This window comes from Pseudomonas sp. P42 (assembly GCF_017973755.1).
Classification (GTDB): domain Bacteria; phylum Pseudomonadota; class Gammaproteobacteria; order Pseudomonadales; family Pseudomonadaceae; genus Aquipseudomonas; species Aquipseudomonas iridis.
The window spans coordinates 14,975-35,366 of sequence record NZ_JACOPU010000009.1 but is presented as its reverse complement, the minus strand read 5'-3'; the positions used below and the strand labels follow the sequence as shown (position 1 = coordinate 35,366).

The 20,392-nt window shown below is 60.0% G+C and carries 22 protein-coding genes; 11 read left to right on the top strand and 11 right to left on the bottom strand.

Annotated elements, in window-relative coordinates:
* Positions 1 to 144: 144 nt before the first annotated feature.
* Both H8B20_RS25810 and H8B20_RS25805 read left to right on the top strand, forming a co-directional pair.
* On the top strand, positions 145 to 828 hold the full coding sequence (locus tag H8B20_RS25810) for a response regulator transcription factor (RefSeq protein WP_042559723.1): 684 nt from the start codon (positions 145 to 147) through the stop codon (positions 826 to 828).
* A complete protein-coding gene (locus H8B20_RS25805; RefSeq protein ID WP_210624980.1) occupies positions 806 to 2,200 on the top strand; it encodes a sensor histidine kinase in 1,395 nt (464 codons plus the stop codon). Before H8B20_RS25810 ends, H8B20_RS25805 begins: the two co-directional genes overlap by 23 nt.
* A gap of 170 nt (positions 2,201 to 2,370) precedes the next feature.
* Here H8B20_RS25805 and H8B20_RS25800 read toward each other — a convergent pair whose 3' ends face one another.
* Genes H8B20_RS25800 through H8B20_RS25790 form a run of 3 tightly spaced genes read right to left on the bottom strand, consistent with a single transcriptional unit; the run spans position 2,371 to position 4,620 of the window.
* Positions 2,371 to 2,781: an SRPBCC family protein gene (locus H8B20_RS25800; protein WP_210624979.1), complete on the bottom strand. Its 411-nt coding sequence runs from the start codon at positions 2,779 to 2,781 to the stop codon at positions 2,371 to 2,373.
* Positions 2,782 to 2,803: 22 nt separating this feature from the next.
* A complete protein-coding gene (locus tag H8B20_RS25795) occupies positions 2,804 to 3,601 on the bottom strand; it encodes an SDR family NAD(P)-dependent oxidoreductase (RefSeq protein ID WP_210624978.1) in 798 nt (265 codons plus the stop codon).
* Complete coding sequence (locus H8B20_RS25790; RefSeq protein ID WP_210624977.1) at positions 3,598 to 4,620, bottom strand: aldo/keto reductase; 1,023 nt, start codon at positions 4,618 to 4,620, stop codon at positions 3,598 to 3,600. The genes H8B20_RS25795 and H8B20_RS25790 overlap by 4 nt, the downstream gene beginning before the upstream one ends.
* A 112-nt stretch (positions 4,621 to 4,732) precedes the next feature.
* On the opposite strand from H8B20_RS25790, the gene H8B20_RS25785 reads away from it, so the two are divergent.
* Positions 4,733 to 5,629 (top strand): LysR substrate-binding domain-containing protein, encoded by an 897-nt coding sequence (locus H8B20_RS25785; RefSeq protein WP_210624976.1) that lies wholly within the window; start codon positions 4,733 to 4,735, stop codon positions 5,627 to 5,629.
* Positions 5,630 to 5,718: 89 nt separating this feature from the next.
* Here the strand turns inward: H8B20_RS25785 and H8B20_RS25780 are convergent, their stop codons facing one another.
* Together H8B20_RS25780 and H8B20_RS25775 are read right to left on the bottom strand one after the other, a co-directional pair.
* Entirely contained in the window at positions 5,719 to 6,387 is a 669-nt protein-coding gene (locus tag H8B20_RS25780; RefSeq protein WP_210624975.1) for an HAD-IA family hydrolase, read from the bottom strand.
* Between the two features lie 69 nt (positions 6,388 to 6,456).
* A complete protein-coding gene (locus H8B20_RS25775) occupies positions 6,457 to 6,870 on the bottom strand; it encodes a response regulator (protein WP_210624974.1) in 414 nt (137 codons plus the stop codon).
* A gap of 198 nt (positions 6,871 to 7,068) precedes the next feature.
* Here H8B20_RS25775 and H8B20_RS25770 point away from each other — a divergent pair, with 198 nt between their 5' ends.
* Positions 7,069 to 8,031, top strand: a complete 963-nt coding sequence (locus H8B20_RS25770; protein ID WP_210624973.1) for a class I SAM-dependent methyltransferase — start codon at positions 7,069 to 7,071, stop codon at positions 8,029 to 8,031.
* 38 nt (positions 8,032 to 8,069) lie between these two features.
* Here H8B20_RS25770 and H8B20_RS25765 read toward each other — a convergent pair whose 3' ends face one another.
* The 4 genes from H8B20_RS25765 to H8B20_RS25750 all read right to left on the bottom strand — a co-directional run bounded on the left by H8B20_RS25765 (position 8,070) and on the right by H8B20_RS25750 (position 11,975).
* Complete coding sequence (locus tag H8B20_RS25765; protein WP_042559732.1) at positions 8,070 to 8,756, bottom strand: GNAT family N-acetyltransferase; 687 nt, start codon at positions 8,754 to 8,756, stop codon at positions 8,070 to 8,072.
* A 94-nt stretch (positions 8,757 to 8,850) separates the two neighbouring features.
* The gene (locus H8B20_RS25760; protein WP_200616910.1) at positions 8,851 to 9,408 is read right to left on the bottom strand and encodes a YceI family protein; all 558 of its coding nucleotides are present in this window, start codon (positions 9,406 to 9,408) and stop codon (positions 8,851 to 8,853) included.
* Positions 9,409 to 9,584: 176 nt separating this feature from the next.
* Positions 9,585 to 10,943, bottom strand: coding sequence for an MATE family efflux transporter (locus tag H8B20_RS25755; protein WP_210624972.1), 1,359 nt, complete (start codon positions 10,941 to 10,943; stop codon positions 9,585 to 9,587).
* 156 nt (positions 10,944 to 11,099) lie between these two features.
* Positions 11,100 to 11,975 (bottom strand): LysR family transcriptional regulator, encoded by an 876-nt coding sequence (locus H8B20_RS25750; protein ID WP_042559735.1) that lies wholly within the window; start codon positions 11,973 to 11,975, stop codon positions 11,100 to 11,102.
* A 308-nt stretch (positions 11,976 to 12,283) separates the two neighbouring features.
* Here H8B20_RS25750 and H8B20_RS25745 point away from each other — a divergent pair, with 308 nt between their 5' ends.
* Genes H8B20_RS25745 through H8B20_RS25735 form a run of 3 tightly spaced genes read left to right on the top strand, consistent with a single transcriptional unit; the run spans position 12,284 to position 14,865 of the window.
* Positions 12,284 to 12,982 (top strand): CoA transferase subunit A, encoded by a 699-nt coding sequence (locus H8B20_RS25745; protein ID WP_210624971.1) that lies wholly within the window; start codon positions 12,284 to 12,286, stop codon positions 12,980 to 12,982.
* 24 nt (positions 12,983 to 13,006) lie between these two features.
* A complete protein-coding gene (locus H8B20_RS25740) occupies positions 13,007 to 13,672 on the top strand; it encodes a CoA transferase subunit B (RefSeq protein WP_047300577.1) in 666 nt (221 codons plus the stop codon).
* An 11-nt stretch (positions 13,673 to 13,683) separates the two neighbouring features.
* Entirely contained in the window at positions 13,684 to 14,865 is a 1,182-nt protein-coding gene (locus H8B20_RS25735; protein WP_210625114.1) for an acetyl-CoA C-acetyltransferase, read from the top strand.
* Positions 14,866 to 15,126: 261 nt separating this feature from the next.
* On the opposite strand, the gene cobF is transcribed toward H8B20_RS25735, so the two are convergent.
* Entirely contained in the window at positions 15,127 to 15,882 is a 756-nt protein-coding gene (gene cobF, locus H8B20_RS25730) for a precorrin-6A synthase (deacetylating) (protein WP_210624970.1), read from the bottom strand.
* Entirely contained in the window at positions 15,882 to 16,451 is a 570-nt protein-coding gene (locus tag H8B20_RS25725) for a histidine phosphatase family protein (protein WP_210624969.1), read from the bottom strand. The genes cobF and H8B20_RS25725 overlap by 1 nt, the downstream gene beginning before the upstream one ends.
* 330 nt (positions 16,452 to 16,781) lie before the next feature.
* On the opposite strand from H8B20_RS25725, the gene H8B20_RS25720 reads away from it, so the two are divergent.
* The 4 genes from H8B20_RS25720 to H8B20_RS25705 are packed head-to-tail and all read left to right on the top strand — an operon-like array spanning position 16,782 to position 20,347.
* Positions 16,782 to 17,636, top strand: coding sequence for a MurR/RpiR family transcriptional regulator (locus H8B20_RS25720; protein ID WP_210624968.1), 855 nt, complete (start codon positions 16,782 to 16,784; stop codon positions 17,634 to 17,636).
* A gap of 2 nt (positions 17,637 to 17,638) precedes the next feature.
* A complete protein-coding gene (locus H8B20_RS25715; RefSeq protein ID WP_210624967.1) occupies positions 17,639 to 18,283 on the top strand; it encodes a cysteine hydrolase family protein in 645 nt (214 codons plus the stop codon).
* On the top strand, positions 18,280 to 19,611 hold the full coding sequence (locus H8B20_RS25710; protein ID WP_210624966.1) for a type I glutamate--ammonia ligase: 1,332 nt from the start codon (positions 18,280 to 18,282) through the stop codon (positions 19,609 to 19,611). Before H8B20_RS25715 ends, H8B20_RS25710 begins: the two co-directional genes overlap by 4 nt.
* Entirely contained in the window at positions 19,595 to 20,347 is a 753-nt protein-coding gene (locus H8B20_RS25705; RefSeq protein WP_115146783.1) for an N-formylglutamate amidohydrolase, read from the top strand. The genes H8B20_RS25710 and H8B20_RS25705 overlap by 17 nt, the downstream gene beginning before the upstream one ends.
* The last annotated feature ends 45 nt before the right edge of the window (positions 20,348 to 20,392 follow it).

Here is a 20,392-nt window from a genome sequence, read left to right as displayed (position 1 = left end):
TATGGCCAGATGATATCAATGTTCCGGAAAATTAATCCTCGACCCCGCCCAATGGCAGCTACAACATGAAAGTTAATTTAAAGCGCCACGGAAAATTCTTGGCAAAATGCTGCCATTCCGTTTGAACCGATCAAGGCGAGCCCTATGACACGTATTTTGACCATCGAAGACGATGCCGTGACTGCCCGGGAAATCGTCGCCGAATTGAGCAGCCACGGCCTCGATGTGGATTGGGTCGACAATGGCCGCGAGGGCCTCGACCGTGCCGTGAGCGGCAACTACGACTTGATCACTCTCGATCGTATGCTGCCGGAGCTCGACGGCCTGGCCATCGTCACCACCCTGCGCACGATGGGCGTCGCTACGCCGATTCTGATGATCAGCGCCCTCTCCGATGTCGACGAGCGCGTGCGCGGCTTGCGCGCCGGTGGCGATGACTACCTGACCAAACCGTTCGCCACCGACGAGATGGCGGCTCGAGTCGAAGTCTTGCTGCGCCGGCAGAACAGCGGCGCCACCCAGGCCACCACTTTGCAGGTCGCCGATTTGCAACTGGACCTGATCAGCCACGAGGCACGCCGCGCCGAACAAGTGCTGACACTGCTGCCGACCGAGTACAAGTTGCTTGAATTCCTGATGCGCAACAGCGGCCAGATCCTCTCGCGGATGATGATTTTCGAAGAGGTCTGGGGCTATCACTTCGACCCCGGCACCAACCTGATCGACGTGCACATCGGCCGTTTGCGCAAAAAGATTGACGCGGCGGGCAATGTGCCGCTGATCCGCACGGTACGAGGCTCCGGTTATGTCATTGCCGAACCCGTCTGACGGCTGGCGTTCTTCCAGCAGCCGCTTGCTGGCGCTGTACAGCTCGCTGTTCGTGGCCTGGAGCGCGATCCTCATGGGGGTCATGTATTACGAGGTTTCCGGCTACCTCGACAACCTCGCCAAACATTCGCTGATGCAGCGTCAGCATCTGTTTTCGCACTTTCGCGGAGAGCAACTGGAAGACGCCCTCGCCGCCAGCATGACCTTCGATATTCGTGGCATCGATGCCTACGGCCTGTTCGATGCCCAAGGCGTCTACCTCGGTGGCGCCTTGCAGCAGATCCCCGAAGGCCTGCCGCTCGATGGCAAGATTCACATGCTCGCCGAATGCGCCGACTCCGATGATCCGACCTTGCCCAGCGACAGCTGCGACGCCGTCGCGACCCAGACCCGCGATGGCCGCTGGCTGGTGTTGCTGCGTGACAACGGTTCGCTGTTCGCGGTGACGAAGATCATTTTGCATGCGTTGTTCTGGGGGGTGTCGCTGACGATTCTGCCGGGGATTGCCGGTTGGCATTTGCTGCGACGGCGGCCATTGCGGCGCATCCGGGCGATTCAGGCGAGTGCGCAGTCCATCGTGGCCGGGGACTTGACCCACCGTTTGCCACTGTCCAATCGCCGCGATGAACTGGACATGCTCGCCGCCATCGTCAACGCCATGCTTGAGCGCATCGAGCGTTTGATGAACGAAGTCAAAGGCGTTTGCGACAACATCGCCCATGATTTGCGCACGCCGCTGACCCGCTTGCGCGCGCAGCTGTATCGCATGCAACAGCAGGCGGGCGAAGGCTCGCAAGAAGCGGCGCAACTGGATCTGGTGTTGGCCGAAGCGGACACCCTGATGGCGCGGTTTCGTGGGTTGTTGCGGATTTCCGAACTGGAGGATCGTCAGCGCCGTTCCGGTTTTGTCGAGCTTGATCCGGTGTCATTGCTGGAAGAACTGCACGCGTTTTATCTGCCACTGGCCGAGGAAGGCGAACTGCGCTTTGAACTGAACATGCCGGAGACCTTGCCACCGCTCAATGGCGATCGGGCATTGCTGTTCGAGGCTTTGGCGAACCTGCTGAGCAATTCGATAAAATTCACGCCCCCCGGTGGCACGGTCATATTGCGCGGGGTGAATGATGCCGGGCACACGCGAATCGAAGTGCACGACTCCGGGCCAGGTATTCCGCAGGCCGAACGTGAAGCGGTGTTCCAGCGTTTCTATCGCGCCGAGGCTGGGCAACCGCAAGGCGGGTTTGGTCTGGGGCTGTCGATTGTGGCGGCGATTGTCAGCTTGCATGGCTTCAATCTGGCGGTGGGCAGCAGTGATGTGGGCGGGGCGAAACTGGTGCTGGATTGTCGGCAGAGTCTGATTTCACAGACTTGATCATTGGGCTCACTCCTACAGTTTTTTGGGTTGCCAGCACACTCTGCGAACAGCTCAAAACCCTGTGGGAGCTGGCTTGCCAGCGATAGCGGTGGGTCAGTCAGTATGAATTTGACTGGTCTACCGCCATCGCTGGCAAGCCAGCTCCCACAGGTTTTGTGTTGCGGCTATCAGGCCGGGAAGTTGGCGCGCAGCGCCTCTAGGCCGCCTTGATAGATGCCGGTGAACAGCGCCACCACTTCATCATCACTCACGCCTTTGGCAGTGAAGCGGCCCGACCAGGTGACCTGCGCGCCCTGCCTTTGGGCTTCAACCTTGATGGTCGCCAGATAGTCGGTGGCCGGGAACGGTGCCTGTTCAATCGAGTAGCTGTAGGTCTTCGCCGCGTTATCGAACGTTTGCAGACGCTCGACCACCACCGCGCCATCGGCGGTTTTCAAGCTGCGCACACGCCCGCCATCGCTCAGTTCGCTGCTTGGAATAAACGGCAGCCAGTCCGGCAGCGTGTTGAAGCCGCCGATCAATTGCCAGACCTGATCGGCCGTAGCCGGAATATCGATTGTTGCTGATGCAGTTGCCATAAAAACGTCTCTCTTAAGAAATTCAGATAGTCAGGCTGTCGACCACACCGCCATCAACCCGCAGGGCGGCGCCGGTGGTGGCCGAGGACAGCGGCGAGGCGATGTACGTCACCAGATGCGCGACCTCTTCGACATCGGCCACCCGCTGGATGATCGAGGTCGGACGGGCCTTGCGCACAAAGGCGTCGGCCTCATCGCGCAGGCTGCGGCCGGATTCGGCGGCGGCATCCTTGAGCATCTCCTCCAGGCCATCGGTGAAGGTTGGGCCCGGCAGGATCGCATTGACCGTCACGCCGGTGCCAGCCAGACGTTTGGCCAAGCCGTGGGACACCGCCAGATTGGCGCTTTTGGTCACGCCATAGTTGATCATGTCGGCCGGCGTCGCCACCCCGGATTCCGAAGACAGGAAGATCACTCGCCCCCAGCCCTGTTCGACCATCGCCGGCACATAATGCCGTGCCAGGCGCACGCCGGAGATGACGTTGACTTCATAGAAGCGCGTCCACTCGCTGTCCGGTGCGTCGAAGAAATCGACGTCATTGAAGATGCCGAGGTTGTTCACCAGAATGTCGGCTTTCGGTTCCGCAGCGAAGAGTTTCTCTGCGCCTTTCGCCGTGCCCAGATCCGCAGTCAGACCGCGCAACTGTGCGCCCGGCACTTTCTGGCGGATGCTCGCCAGCGCCTGTTCGACCTTGGCCGTGTCGCGGCCGATCACTACCACCGTGGCGCCAGATTCGGCCAGCGACTGGCTGATGCCCAAGCCAATGCCTGCGGTGCTGCCGCTGACAATTGCCAGTTTCCCGCTCAGATCAATTTTCATGCTTTCACCTCATCGATGGGCAATGGTGCACGTTCGGACACCAGTTTCGCTTCACGCATGGCCTGCCAAAACCCCGCAGGAATTACCGCTGACAGTGCCGCGACATCTTCAGCAATCCGCCCCGGTTTGCTCGCCCCGGGAATCACTGCGGCAACCGCTGGGTTGGCCAGAGAAAATTGCAGGGCCGCGGCTTTCACATCAACGTTATAAGCAGCAGCAATGCGTTTGATCTGCTCGACCTTGGCGATGACTTGAGGGCTGGCCTTCTGGTATTCGAAGTGCGCGCCGCCCGCCAGAATGCCCGAGCTGTAAGGACCGCCGACGACGATTTCGACGTTTTGCGCCAGTGCCGAATCCATCAGGCGTTGCAGCGGACGTTCGTGGTCCAGCAGGGTGTAGCGGCCGGCCAACAGGAAGCCATCCGGCTGCGCTTCGGTCAGGTCCAGCGTCAGTTCACACGGCTCAACCTTGTTCACGCCCAACCCCCAACCCTTGATTACGCCTTCTTCGCGCAATCGGGTCAGCACTTTGAAGGCGCCGGTGCGGGCCTGATTGAAGTATTCCAGCCATTGATCGCCGTAGAAGTCTTGAGCGATGTCGTGGACCCAGACGATATCGAGGCGATCGGTTTGCAGACGTTTGAGGCTGTCCTCAATCGAGCGCAGGGTCGCGTCGGCGCTGTAGTCGTTGATGATCTTGTTCGGGCGACCGTGTTCGAACACCCCGCTCTTCTCACCCAGATCACGGGTGGCAGCGTCTTCGATTTCATCGAGAATGATCCGGCCGACCTTGGTGCTGAGTACGTAGTCATTGCGGTTGTAATGTTTGAGTGCTTCACCCAAACGAATCTCCGACAGACCCGAGCCGTAAAATGGAGCGGTGTCGAAGTAACGCACGCCGGCATCCCATGCGGCATGCACGGTGGCTTGCGCTTCTTCTTGCGCGATGGCGCGGAACATGTTGCCCAACGGGGCGGTACCAAAGCCCAACTGGCCGGGCAGTTTGTCTTTCAAGCTCATTGGATTGTCCTCATTCGTTCGTGGTCTGCGTGACCGTTGAGCAAATCCTAGATTGCGACGACCAGACCGTCCAAGACATAATTCGCAGCACTTGAGTCCCCAGAGGTCTGACATGATCGACATTCGCCAATTGCGCTACTTCGTCGCCGTCGCCGAGGAAGAGCACGTCGGCCGTGCAGCGGAACGCCTGCATATTTCCCAGTCGCCGCTGAGCCGGCAAATCGCCCAGCTCGAAGAGCGCCTGGGCCTGACGCTGTTCGAGCGCAGCCAGCAGCGCATTCGCCTGACCCGCGATGGCCAGACTTTTCTCGCCGAAACCCGTGCCCTGTTGACTCATGCCAATCGCCTGGAATCCCTCGGCAAGCGTCTGGGCCGTGGCGAAGAAGGCGGCTTGTGCATCGGCTACATCGAGAACGCCATGCACGCCGGCGTCCTGCCCAACGCTTTGCGCGTGCTGCGGGTCGATCGGCCCAATGTGCATGTCGCACTGTACAACTTGAGCTGCGCCGAACAATTGGAAGGCCTGCGTCAGCGTAGTCTCGATATTGCCTTGGTGAGCGAGCCGCCGACCGATGACGATCCGGATCTGCTCGGCTTTCAGGTGCTGGATGATCCGATGCTGTTGGCATTGCCGGAGCAGCATCCGCTGGCCCAAAAGCCCTTGCTGAAACCGGAGGATCTGGCCGATCAGGAATGGATCGGCGTGCAGCCGCGCCAGGGTGCAAACGACGAGTTTGTCAGCGCGTGCATCCGTGCAGGCTTCACCCCGGATGTGCGCATGCAGGCCACCGAGCCCTTTACCGCACTGGGGCTGGTGGCGTCGGGGCTGGGGATCGCGATGATTCAGAAGGGGCTGAGCCACAACGCGCCACCGGGTGTGGTGCTGCGCGAAGTGCCGTGGCTGGCGTTTACCACACCGCTGTGGGCGGCGTGGCACCGGATCAATTTGCGACCGTTGGTGGAGACGTTTCGCGAAGTCCTGACGGACTCCAGCAGCCTTGACAACTGATCATCCGCAGCCCCTCACCCTAGCCCTCTCGCAAGGGAGAGGGTTAGGGGGCAGATTCCGACGCGGGCACTAGTCCGGGAGCTTAGGGGTCAGTTTTTTTGCAGTCGAAGTTGGCCGTCGCTGTCGACGCTGGCGCTGATTGCGTCGTAACTGGCCAGGGTGGCGTGCGAAGTTTCAAGCGGGTGCTGATGCGTTGTAGTGATGATCATCAGCGGCGCACCTGCGGCTTCGGCGGCCTGAATGCCGACGGTCGCGTCTTCGAAGATCAGGCAGTCGCCGGGCTCAATTCCCAGACGGCTAGCCGCCAGCAGGTAACCGGTGGGGTTGGGCTTGCCGGCCTGTACATCCTCGGCAGTGATCAACAATGCAGGCGCGTCGATGCCAGCCGCTGCCATCCGGCGCAAGGCCAGATCCCGCGGGGCCGACGTCACCATCGCCCAGCGCTCGGCGGGCAGGCTATTGAGAAACGCCCTCGCGCCGGGAATCTCGACAACACCTTCAACGTCTTCGATTTCCGCTTGCGCGATGAACGCCGCTTGCGCCTCGGCGTCCACACCCGGCAGGTTCAGGCGCCGGATGGTGTCGATGGCACGTGCACCATGAATGGTCGGCAAAAACGTCGCGACGTCCACGCCATGGCGCTCCGCCCACGCTGCCCAGACACGCTCGGCGGCTGCGATGGAATTGAGGACGGTGCCGTCCATGTCGAACAAAAACGCGCCAAAGGCGCGATCAAAAACACAATCGTGAGCAGACAAAGGTTCGCATCCTCTGGCAATAGAGCGGGCTGGCAATGTAGCACTTGCCCGCCGCTTGCACCCAGCGCATCAATGCAGCAACGGCGCCTTCGACTTCAACGCGCTGTCGACACAATCGAGCAATTGCCCGAACGTCCAGGGCTTTTTGATGAATGCCACCGGATGCTTTACCCCAGAGGACTCAGGGGTTTCATAACCGGACATGACCATCACCGGTTTCTCCGGCCAGCGATCGCCGACCAGATTGGCCAGCCCCGCTCCATTGATCTCGCCGGGCATGGTGATGTCGGTCAGCAACAACGCGACCTGCGACGCATGTTCTTCCAGATACAGCTTGGCCGCATCGGCACTGGTATGCGGCTCGACCTTGAAACCTTCCTCCTGAAGAATTTCGCAGAGAAACTCCAGAATCAACGGATCATCCTCAACGACCAGAATCAATCCGTCAGGAAGGTGCGCGTCCGCCGTGGGTGTTGGGCACATGAAACTGCACTCCCTGAATTGCATTAACGATTTAGCGGCTCAAATCCGCTGCTTAACTGGTATGAGCGACGACTTTTGCAGAAATTCATTTTTGATACATGTCTTTTCCGAAAGTCGTGCCCGTCTGCCCGCGACAACCGTTCGCGATGGCGTGATTGTGGTTAAAATGCCGGCCCTTTTGCTTGCCGACCGTGACCGATGAACCCTCAAGCCCTCGCCACCCTCCACGCCCATTTGCTGCCCGCGCTCGCGGCGGCGCCGAGCGAAACCCGTCGTCTGTTCCACGGGCGCGGGCGTTGCTGGCCGGGACTGGAACAGCTGACCGTGGACTGGTTGCAAGGCGTGGTGCTGGTGTCGCTGTTCAAAGAGCCTGCGCCCGAACAGCTTGACGACCTCAAGCGTTTGCTGATGGACGTCAGAGGTTCAACCGAGTGGCAGCAATCTGGCGCGCATACCCTGTTGATCCAGCATCGCTATCTGCCTCAAAGCACTGCCGAATGGCTGCTGGGGGATGAGATCGACGAAATGACCATCGTCGAGGGTGGCCTGCAATACCGCGTTGATCTTGGCCGCAAGCAAAACGCCGGGCTGTTTCTCGACATGCGTTATGGGCGCGATTGGGTACGCGAGCAGGCCAACGGCAAACGGGTGTTGAACCTGTTCGCCTACACCTGCGGCTTTTCGGTGGCAGCCATCGAAGGCGGCGCCAGCCATGTGGTGAATCTGGACATGTCCCGCGCGGCCTTGAGCCGCGGCCGCGACAACCATCGGTTGAACGGGCATGACCTGAGCAAAGTCAGCTTCCTGGGCCACGACCTGTTCAAGTCCTGGGGCAAGGTGATCAACAGCGGCCCGTACGATCTGGTGATCATCGACCCGCCATCGTTCCAGAAAGGCAGTTTCCTGCTGACCAAGGATTACCAGCGCGTGCTGCGCCGCCTGCCGGAACTGCTGACCGCGCAAGGCACTGTGCTGGCGTGCATGAATGATCCGGCGTTCGGCCCGGACTTTTTGATCGATGGCGTGACGCAGGAGGCGCCGAGTTTGCGCTTCGAGCAGCGCCTGGAGAATCCACCGGAGTTTCCGGACATCGACGCCGAAAGCGGTCTCAAAGCCCTGATCTTCAAACACACATCAGCGGGCGGCTTAGCCTCGCGGTGATGTGTGTTCTGAACCCAGCCTGGAATGCCTATGACTGATCAATGCACGGTCAGGCGCTGACGGACAAATTCTTCTGTATGACGCGTGGTCTGGTCCAAATGCCGATCACGCTGCTTCTCGGCATCGAGCATGGCGCGCTTGCTGTTCTTGTTCAGCAGATAGGTATGAATCTGCTGCACCTCCAGCGAACGGTAGATGGGCGTGGTGTCGATATATCCGCGCAGGCCGTTGCTGCGGTAATGCCGTGTACTCATCAGCACTTGCGTCTCGCGTTGACCGATCACTTCAAAGCCCAGCGCCTCGAAATACGGGACCTTGCCGACGGTGCACGCCAGTTCGGCGTGGGGATAACGCCCGACCATCTCGCCGATCATCGCCCGCGCCACACCCTGACGCCGATGCCCTTCACGCACCGCCATGTAGGCGACGCTGCACGCCTCCCAATCGCCCTGTACCGGCAGGTACAACAGGAAGCCGATCACCTGCTCCGGATCTTCCTCATCGGTTGCCACCAGCAACTCCACCTCGGTGCCCTTCTCGCCATTCAACGCTTCCAGATACAGATGCATTTCGTAGCCAACCGCGTACTGATAGACGTTGTACAGCAGGTTGCTCGGACCGAGGCCGACCGCGCTGATGTCAGTCAGGTAGTCGACGACCATCTGCAGAATCTGGCTGTTGACGGCTTCGGGGCAAGGGGATTTGTAGTGGGTGATACGGTGCATGGCGGCTGAACTCCGACGGAAAACCGCGACATCATAACCTGTCAGAGCACTTGCCTCTGCAGGAGCTGCCGAAGGCGACCAGGTTGGGCTGGCGTCACTGCTGTGGCGCCACCACTTTGAACTTGATGGCGATGTCTTTGGACACCACGGTGTCCGCCCACTCCCCCGCGCCGAGGCCGAAATCGTCGCGTTTGAGCACCAGTTCGCCGTCGAAAATGCCGATGGCGTTGCCTGCTTTCAATTCCACCGGGGCCGCAATTTCTCGGCTGATGCCCTTGAGGGTCAATCGACCCGTGATCAGATAGTGGTTTTCGGAAACCTGCGTGAAATGGCTCGATTCAAACACCGCCACGGGAAATTTCGCGGTGTCGAACCACGCCGGTTTCACCAGTTCGGTATTGGCGTCTTCGCTGCCGGCGTCGATGCTGGTGAGGTCGATGTGCAACGTGGTGTGGGCGTTGGCAAGGTTGGCAGTGTCGAAGTCCAGCGTCGCGTCGAACTTGCCGAAGGTGCCGTACATCCGCGAGCCCATCTGGTTGTAGGTGAAACTGATCTGGCTGGCGGTGGTGTTGACTCGGGTGTATTCGACGGCCTGCGCGGCGGGAATGGCCCACAGGTAAAACGCGGCAGCGAGCAGCAATCGAATTGACATGGGATTCTCCGGACAACGCTTGCCGTCGAGGGCTTCGATTGACTTAAGCAAACATCAGGCAGTTGCGCCAGCTGACCTGCCTACCCTGTAGGAGCTGCCGCAGGCTGCGATCTTTTGACCTTTGCTTTCAAAAAACAAGATCAAAAGATCGCAGCCTGCGGCAGCTCCTACACGGGCTAAACCAGGCGTTCGATTTTCTGATGCTGCCAGACCAGTTTGTAATACAGCGTCTGTAACACCAGCATTCCCAGATAAGCCACCGGGAACGCCATCCAGACACCTTGCAAACCAAAATGCCCGTCCAGCCAATAGGCCGCCGGCAATTGCACGCCCACCACGCAGACAATCGCAATCACCACCGGCACCAGCACCGTGCCACTGGCGCGCATGATGCCGCCGATGATTGCCTGGAAGCCGAACAACAACAGGCTCCAGAGCATGATGTGCAACAGATGCTCGGCCATTGCCCGAGTCGAGTCCTCGGTCAGGAACAAGCCGAGCAACCAGTGCGACAGCAGGTAACCCAGCACGATCAAGCCGCCGGTTAAACACACGTTGATCAACAGACCGGTGCGCAAGATCGGCCCCATCCGTTCCAGTTGCCCCGCGCCGATGGCCTGTGCGCCGAGGATCGAAGCGGTGATCGCAATCGACAACGCCGGGAACTGCACATAGTTGACGATCTGCGTCACCGCGCCGTACGCCGCCGTCGCTTGCGAGCCGTGCTGGTTGACCAAGGCCAGGATCACCAACTCCGACAGCGACAACACAATCATCTGCACGCCGGTCGGCAAACCGATACGCAGGACTTTGCCAAGAATCACCCTATCGAGCCGCAACGCCGCAAAAAACTCGCGGTCCGGCGCCAGTGGATGGTTCTTGCGAATCAGCCGCCACGCCAGCCACGCCATCGCCGCCAGGTTGCCCGCGAGCCCCGCATACGCTGCACTCTGAATGCCCAGTTGCGGCAAGCCGAACCAGCCACGAATGAATGCCGGTGTCAGCGCCAGCCCGACACAGGTCGACACCACCAATGCCAGCAGCGGCGACACCGTATCGCTGACCCCGCGCAGCAACTGCGTGAACAGCACAAACACCAGCAGCGACGGCAGAATCCACATCATCACATGGGCGTATGCCACCGCATCGTCCAGAACATCCGCGGGCGTCCCCAACCCCGTCAACGCCTGCCGCGCAAACACACTGCCCAACACCGCAGCGACCAAACCAATCAAAACACCCAGCAACAGCGTCGCCCCGGCAATCGCCTTGACCATGTGCGGCTCACGCGCCCCCCAGGCCTGGCCGATCAACACCCCCGCACCCGCGCCGAGGCCGATCACCAACGCGATAAAGAAGAACACCACAGGAAACATCCCCGACACCGCCGCCAGCGCCTGAGTGCCAAGCATCTGGCCGATGTAAATGCTGTTGACCGTCCCTGACATGGACTGCAGGAAGTTCGACAACACCATCGGCGCCAGAAACAGCAGGTAGGTTTGCCAGAGGGGTTTGGTGACGCTGGGGGTCTGCATTGAATAGAGGTCCATCTCGACGGCGGGAAAGCTGATGGAGGATAGCTTCGGTGAGTTGTGAGCGGGGTGCAATTAACATTTAAGACAGGTGTTTATAATTCCCCATCAAGATTGAAAACGGGTGAAGGTCAAAAAACCGCAGCCTGCGGCAGCGTTTCAGTGCTCAGCCCTGAGGATGTCGAAGAGTGCCTGCGCCGCCGCCGACAGTTCATTGCCCGGTTCAGTCAGCACGCCAATCGCTCGCTCCACCGAGTCATTCAACGTCAGGCACCGCGCACCCAATTCCTGCATCTGCTCGGCACACAGCGCCGGCACAGCGCTCACACCCAGCCCACTGGCAACCATCCGCCCCACGGTCGCCAATTGATGGCTTTCAAACTCCACCGGCAACTTCATGCCCCGCGCCTGCAAGTGCTCTTCGAGCATCACCCGCACCGTGGACGGCCGCTGTAGCGTGATGAAAGGTTCCTGTAACAACGTTTTCCAGTCGATCTCGGTGCGCGCGGCCAGCGGTGAATCCTGTGGCACCACCGCGACGAACCGATCCATATAGAGCGGTGTGAATGTCATCGAGGTGTTCTGCATCGGTTCGAACGCCACGCCCAGTTCCACCTGGCGGTCGCGCACCATCTCCAGCACTTGCTCGTTGATCACATCGTTGACCGTCACATTGACGTTGGGATAGCGCGCGCGAAAGGTCTTGAGGATCGGCGGCAGCAGGTTGCCGGCAAACGACGGCATCGCCGCCAGCGTCACCCGCCCGCGTTGCAGGCTGAAGCGCTGACGCATTTCGTCTTCGGCGTTGTCCCAGTCGGCGATCAGGCGCCGGGCCAGCGGCAGCAGGGATTCACCTTCTGCGGTCAGTGCCACATTGCGCGTGTTGCGGCTGAACAGCCGCCCGCCCAAGCCCTCCTCCAAGGCTTTGATGGTCAGGCTCAGCGCTGATTGCGAGAGGTGCAACCGCTCGCAGGCCACGGCGAAACTCAGGCTCTGGGCCACAGCAAGAAAGGCACGGATTTGTTTGATGGTCATACTGGATAGCTTCCTGCGATGCTGCCTGGATAAACGCGGTTAAAACTGTAGGAGCTGCCGAAGGCTGCGATCTTTTGATTTTGTTCTGGATGTTCAAGGGTCAAGATCAAAAGATCGCAGCCTTCGGCAGCTCCTACAGGTTTTCTTCGATTCGGCCATTAGGCAAAATCGTCGATTCAGTGAGTTTGGCGATTGTTGAGTTTTATCTATCAATCAACCTTAAAAATCAACTTAACAAATATATCCTTCAGCGAGACACTCCAACCATTCGGCTAGCCAGCCGCCCGCAAATAATAAAAGAGGTGCATATGGCAGGTTTCGACAAGCGCGTGAGTTCCTACGAGGAAGCCCTCGCCGGGCTTGAAGACGGCATGACCGTTATCGCTGGCGGCTTCGGTCTGTGTGGGATTCCGGAAAACCTGATCGCCGAGATCAAGCGCAAGGGCACCCGCAACCTCACCGTCGTCTCCAACAACTGTGGCGTCGACGGTTTTGGCCTCGGCGTGCTGCTGACCGATCGCCAGATAAGCAAAGTCGTCGCCTCGTACGTCGGCGAAAACAAGCTGTTCGAAGAGCAACTGCTCAAAGGCGAAATCGAAGTCATCCTGACCCCGCAAGGCACCCTCGCCGAGAAAATGCGCGCAGGCGGGGCTGGCATTCCAGCCTTCTTCACGGCTACTGGCGTTGGCACTCCGGTGGCCGATGGCAAGGAAGTCCGCGAATTCAACGGTCGCAAGTATCTGATGGAAGAATCCATCACTGGCGACTTCGCCATCGTCAAAGGCTGGAAAGCCGACCACTTCGGCAACGTCATCTACCGCCACACCGCGCAGAACTTCAACCCGCTGGCCGCCACTGCCGGCAAGATCACCGTGGTTGAAGTCGAAGAGATCGTCGAGCCCGGCGAACTGGACCCGGCGCACATCCACACCCCCGGCATCTACGTCGACCGGGTCATTTGCGGCACGTTCGAAAAACGCATCGAACAGCGCACCATCCGCAAATAATTCAGGCCTACGGAGAACAACAACATGGCACTTACCCGCGAACAAATGGCTCAGCGCGTCGCCCGCGAAATGCAGGACGGCTACTACGTCAACCTCGGCATCGGCATTCCGACCCTGGTCGCCAACTACATCCCCGAAGGCATGGAAGTCATGCTGCAATCGGAAAACGGCCTGCTCGGCATGGGTCCGTTTCCTACTGAAGACACCATTGATGCCGACATGATCAACGCCGGCAAGCAAACCGTGACCGCACGTATCGGCGCTTCGATTTTTTCCTCGGCCGAGTCTTTCGCGATGATCCGCGGCGGCCATGTCGACCTCACCGTGCTGGGCGCATTTGAGGTGGACGTCGAAGGCAATATCGCCTCGTGGATGATCCCCGGCAAACTGGTCAAAGGCATGGGCGGCGCCATGGACCTGGTAGCTGGCGCAGACAACATCATCGTGATCATGACCCACGCATCAAAGGACGGTGAGTCCAAACTGTTATCCCGTTGCAGCCTGCCGCTGACCGGCGCCGGGTGCATCAAGCGTGTGCTGACCGACCTCGCCTATCTGGAAATCGAGAACGGTGCGTTCATTCTCAAAGAGCGCGCGCCGGGTGTCAGTGTTGAAGAGATCGTGGCCAAAACCGCCGGTAAACTGATCGTGCCTGATCACGTACCGGAAATGCAGTTCGCTGCCCAGTGAGGAATTTGAAAATACAAGACGTCGTCATTGTTGCTGCTACGCGTACCGCGATCGGCAGCTTCCAGGGTTCCCTGGCCAGCGTATCCGCGGTCGATCTGGGCGCAGCGGTGATTCGCCAGTTGCTCGAACAGACCGGTCTGGACGGTGCGCAGGTCGATGAAGTGATCATGGGCCAGGTACTGACCGCCGGCGCCGGCCAGAACCCGGCGCGTCAGGCCGCCATCAAGGCTGGCCTGCCCCACGCGGTGCCGGCCATGACCCTGAACAAGGTCTGCGGCTCGGGCCTCAAGGCTTTGCACCTCGGCGCGCAAGCCATCCGTTGCGGTGACGCCGACGTGATTATCGCCGGCGGCCAGGAAAACATGAGTCTGTCCAACTACGTAATGCCGGGCGCACGCACCGGTCTGCGCATGGGTCACGCGCAAATCGTCGACACCATGATCAGCGATGGCCTGTGGGATGCGTTCAACGATTACCACATGGGCATCACCGCGGAAAACCTCGTCGACAAATATGAGATCAGCCGCGAACAGCAGGACGCCTTCGCTGCCGCCTCCCAGCACAAAGCCGCTGCGGCCATCGAGGCCGGGCGTTTTGTCGATGAAATCACCCCGGTCCTGATTCCGCAGCGCAAAGGCGATCCGGTCGCCTTCAAGGTCGACGAACAACCGCGTGGCGAGACCACCGCTGAATCGCTGGCCAAACTGCGCCCGGCGTTCAAAAAGGACGGCAGCGTCACTGCTGGCAACGCATCGTCGCTCAACGACGGCGCCGCGGCGGTGATCCTGATGAGCGCCGAGAAAGCCAAAGCCCTGGGCCTGCCAGTACTGGCAACCATCGCTGCTTACGCCAATGCGGGCGTTGACCCGGCGATCATGGGCATCGGCCCGGTATCGGCCACCCGCCGCTGCCTGGACAAGGCAGGCTGGTCAATTGAGCAACTCGACCTGATCGAAGCCAACGAAGCCTTCGCCGCGCAATCGCTGGCCGTGGCCAAGGATCTGCAATGGGATCTGGACAAGGTTAACGTCAACGGCGGCGCCATCGCACTGGGTCACCCGATCGGTGCGTCGGGTTGCCGGGTGCTGGTGACCCTGCTGCATGAAATGATCAAGCGTGATGCGAAAAAAGGTCTCGCGACCCTGTGCATCGGCGGCGGACAGGGCGTGGCCCTGGCGCTGGAACGCGCATAAAGAGCACTACTGACAGCGGGCGGATCCACGACATCCTCTCGCTGTCTCCCCTACACACAGATCCTAAGGGGATCAATGTCCGCCGCAAGATTTGTGTACGACACTGATCAACTGTAGGAGCTGCCGAAGGCTGCGATCTTTTGATCTTGCTCTTGAAAAACAAGATCAAAAGATCGCAGCCTCGTTTCACTCGACAGCTCCTACAGAGGTCGATGTGGGAGCGAGCCTGCTCGCGAAGGGGCCCATTCAAGCACCCAAGATCTAGGGCTTGCGCAGCAAATACGTATCCATGATCCATCCATGCTCCAACCGCGCAGCCTTGCGCACGCGCTCGATTTCGTCCGCCACATCGCCCAGTTTGCCGCTGATCAAGATCTCATCCGGCGTGCCCAGGTAAGCCCCCCAGTAAATCTCTGTCTGCGGATCTGCCACGTGGTGGTAGGAATCTTCGGCATCGAGCATCACCACCAAACTGTCGGCATCACTCACCTGCCCTGCTGCCAGGCGCCGGCCCGTGGTGATTTCAATGGAGCGGCCTATCGTGTTCAACGGTACTTTGTGCTGCGCGGCCAACGCCTGAACGCTGGTAATCCCGGGAATCACTTCAAATTCGAAGGCACAGCGACCCGACGCCAGAATCGCCTGCAGGATGCGAACGGTGCTGTCGTACAACGCCGGATCGCCCCACACCAAAAAACCTCCGCACTCACCGTCAGACAATTCGTCGTTGATCAGCCGTTCGAAGGTTTGCTGCTTGGCGCGGTTCAGATCATCGACGCTGGCGGTATAGTCCACGTCGCCGCGCTCGCGTTCCGGGCTGTTGGCTTCGGCGAAGCGATACCCGGGATCGGTGATATAGCGCTCACAAATCTCGCGACGCAGATCGAGCAGTTTGTCCTTGCTCTGGCCCTTATCCAGCAAAAAGAACACATCCACCCGATTCAGCGCTTTCACCGCTTGCATCGTGATGTAGTCCGGATTACCGGCGCCGATGCCGATCACCAACAGCTGCTTCATCAGCGTGCTCCTTCAATGTCGAGACCAGGCAAGCGTAGCCGCCAGCGCCCGGTGAAGCGCAGCTCGACCACTGACAACGGCTCGACATCAATGTCATGAAAAGCCGTGCCGCGCAGGGTCTGGATCAACACAGCACGGATGATGAACGGATGCGTGACCGCCACCACATGGCCCGGCGTGGTTTGCAGACTCTCCAGCCACCTCGACACACGCTCGCACACTTGAGCGATCGATTCACCGCCATGGGGCGTGGCGTCTGGATCTTCCAGCCATGCCTGTAGCGCTGCGGTTTGCGAGCGTTGCAGATCCTTGATCGCCTGCCCGCGCCACTGCCCCCAATCGCAATCGCGCAGCGCTTGATCAATATGTGCGTCGGCACCCAACCACTCGGCGGTCTGACGTGTACGCAGTTCAGGCGCACAGATCAGGCGCCGTGGGGCGTCGAAGCACGCAGCCAACGCGTCAGAAGCCAGGCCGATATTTTCAACAGGCTCATTCGTAGGAAAACGCGCCAGTTTTTGTGCGACGGTTCGCGCATGGCAAATCAGGGTTAAACGGGTGGTCTGCACGATCAATCACTCTGTCGAGAGTCATGAAAAACAACGGCGCAAGGCCGACTAGTGGGCAATTGTGCCGTACATCAAGGGCTTCAGGGCTGTCCGGTGCATCGCCCTATCACTTGGGTATGCCAAAGAATCGGCAATGTCTCACATCGTCATGGGACATGGACTACAAAGCTTGTCGCCTTCGGTGTAGCCCTTGTTACACGGGCATCTTGCCCCATTTTGGAGCCTTTTCAACACACTGAAAAATTCACTAGACATGTAGCGTCAGTTACATAAATACTGTTTTAACGGATTGTGAAGCGAATTCGACACACCCATCCAGCAGGAGCCAGGATGCCCCCTCTCAGAGACCTGATCACCGATCCCGGCCTCGATCTGACACCGTCAGAACGCAAAGTCGTTCGCGCCCTGCTTGATCAATACCCACGCAACGGTCTGGGACCGATGGCACGACTGGCCGAACACGCCGGCGTCAGCGACCCGACCATCGTACGACTGGTGAAAAAACTCGGTTTCGGCGGTTACGCCGAGTTCCAGGATGCGCTCCTGAGCGACATGGATCATCGCCTGCGCTCACCACGCACCCTGCTGCAACCTCGTGCCCAGCAAAACAAGGACGACGCATGGGGTCATTATCTGGCCGACAGCCATCGCCTGCTGGTTGAAACGCAATCGCTGACTCAACCTGAAGACGTACGCATCCTCACTGACTGGCTGCTCGACACCCGGCATCAGGTGCACTGCTTCGGCGGACGCTTCAGCTGCCTGCTGGCAAGCTACTTGCTCAACCACTTGCGCCTGCTGCGCACCGGCTGCTTTGCACTGGAAGACAACGCGCAACTGCCTGATCGCCTGTTCGATCTGCAACGCCAGGATGTGGTGTTGCTGTTTGACTATCGCCGTTACCAGTCCCAGGCCCTGCGCGTGGCCAGCGCGGCGAAAAACAACAATGCACGCGTGGTGCTCTTCACCGACATCTACGCCTCGCCACTGCGCGAACTGGCCGACCTGATTATCAGCGCGCCCGTAGAGTCAGCCTCGCCGTTCGACACCATGGTGCCGGCGCTGGCGCAAGTCGAAGCACTGATTGCCAGCCTGACCCTGCGCACCACGAATCTGGCCGATCGCCTGGAAGGCATCGACGCCCTGCGCAACGACTTCAACACGCACCTTCTGGAGGATAAATAAGGATGTTCACCCTTCCACACCGCTCGCCGCGAGACCTGCCCTTTGTCACCGACCACACGGCCTTGTTGCTGGTGGACATGCAGCGTGCCTGGCTCGATCCGCAGTTCGACCCGCACCTCACTGAGCCGGGTGGTGAGTATTTTCGCAGCCGTGTGCGTACGCAGGTCGTGCCCAATCAACAACGTCTGCTGAATGGCTTTCGCGCGGCGCGGCAGAACGTGCTGCACACCGTCATCGAGAGCCTTACCGCCGATGGCCGCGACCGCTCGCTGGACCACAAACTGTCCAATCTGAACGTCCCCAAAGGCAGCCCGCAGGCACAGATCATCGCCGAACTGACACCCGCAGAAAACGAAATCTATTTGCCGAAAACCTCATCCGGGGTCTTCAACTCGACCAACATCGATTATGTGCTGCGCAACCTCGCGACCCGCCATTTGATCATCGCCGGCATCGTTACCGACCAGTGCGTGGACATGGCCGTACGCGATGCTGCTGACCGTGGCTATCTGGTGACTCTGGTCGAGGACGCCTGCGCCACCCACACTGCCGAACGCCATCACGCGTGCCTGAACGCGATCAAGGGTTACTGCTGGATCACCGACACCGACACCGTGCTCGGCCGGTTGCAGGAGATGCAGCCATGAGCGCCCGCCTGACGCCGCTGCCGATGACCACTATCGTCACCACTGACCTGATCGGCATTACCCGTGGCCGCTCGTTCCCCACCGACGAACTTGAGCATTATCAGGCCCCCGGTTGTGGCTGGGTGCCGGCCAACAGCGCCCTGACCCCGCAGGACTCCATTGCTTCGACCAGCCCGTGGGGCGCTTATGGCGACTTGCGTTTGATCCCGGATCTGGGCAGCCGCGTTACCGTGAACAACGGGCCGGATGTGAACGCCCCGCCGCTGGACTTCATCCACGGCGATCTTCGCGAAACCGACGGTCGGCCATTCGGCGCCTGTCCACGCACGCTGCTGCGCGATGAGATCGAGCGTTACCGCGACGATTTGGGCTTGCAGGTCAACGCCGCGTTCGAACACGAATTCAACCTGCATGCAGACGTGGCTGAACCCCCGGCGTTTTCGCTTGAAGCCCAGCGTCAGGGCGCCGAGTTCGGCGGCTGGCTGCTCAGCGCTCTGCGAGCCGGTGGCGTCGAGCCGGAAATGTTTCTACCCGAATACGGCAAGCATCAATTCGAAATCACTTGCCGACCAGCGCTGGGGGTCGCGGCCGCAGACCGCGCGGTGAATGTGCGCGAAATTGCCCGTGAGATCGCCCGGCAAATGAGCCTGGACCTGAGCTTCGCACCGAAGACCGCCGCTGATGCGATGTGCAACGGCGTGCACCTGCACGTCAGCCTGCTTGATCTGGACGGCCAGCCGATGCTCTACGACGCAAGCACCAGCAATGGTCTGTCGAGCCTCGGCCAGCATTGGGCAGCGGGTATCCTGCATTACTTGCCGGCACTGTGTGCAATCACCGCACCGACACCGCTCTCGTACGAGCGCTTGCAGCCAAATCACTGGAGCGCCTCTTACGCCTGCCTGGGGCAACAGAACCGCGAAGCAGCGTTGCGCATCTGCCCGACCTCGACGCTGGGCAACAAAGCCGTGGCGAAGCAGTTCAACCTGGAATTTCGCGCCACGGACGCCACCGCCTCGCCGCATCTGGCGATGGCCGCGCTGCTGATCGCCGGACGGCTGGGCATCGAACAGCGCCTGGCGCTGAACGCAATCACCAATGAAATCCCCGATTCACTCAATGACGAGCAACGTCAGGCGCGGGGCATCGTCGCCCTGCCCGCCTCGCTGGCTCAGGCACTGGATTACCTGCGCGACAGTGCAGCCCTCAACGAATGGCTGCCCAAACCGTTGCTCGACAGTTATTACGCCCTTAAAACCGAGGAACTGGCGCTGACGGAACAGCTCTCGATCGCTGAACTTTGTGAGCACTATGCACGCGTGTACTGAATCCGCCGAGCTGGGGTTGTTTACCAGACCGGTCTACAACCTGAGCCGCGCCGACTCGACGCATCCATTGATTCTGGTGTGCGAGCACGCCAGTCGCTACATCCCCGAGGCCCTGAATAATCTGGGCCTGGACGATACAGCCGCCCGCGAGCACATCGCTTGGGACATTGGTGCGCTGGAACTGGCCGAGCAATTGTCGGCAACACTCGGCGCCACGCTATTGAGCGCCAACTATTCGCGGCTCCTGATCGACCTCAATCGGCCACGGCATGCCCCCGACAGCATTCCGCTGCAGAGCGAGATCTATCAGGTGCCGGGCAATCGTGAGCTGGACGAAGCCACGCGCGAGTACCGCCGGCAGACGCTGTTCAAGCCGTTTCACACGCGCTTGCAAACACTGATCGACGCGCGCATTGCCAAGGGTCAACCGGTGCGCATAGTCGGGATTCACAGCTTTACGCCGGTGTATTACGGCCAGCCGCGCGCCATGGAAGTCGGTGTGCTGTTTGGCCAGGCCAGGGCCTATGCCCAGCGCCTGCTCGACGATCTGGAAAAACATCCGCTGATAGTTGCAGGCAATCAGCCGTACAGGATTGACCCGCTGGGCGACATGACAGTACCGGTACACGGCGATGCCCGCGGCCTGGATTCGGTGTTGATCGAGGTGCGCAACGACTTGCTGCGCAGCCCCGAAGCGGTGTCGCGCTGGGCCGGATACCTCGCGCCGTTGCTGTAACGAAAGCACTGCTGAAGCTGTAAACGATGGACCGATATAACAACT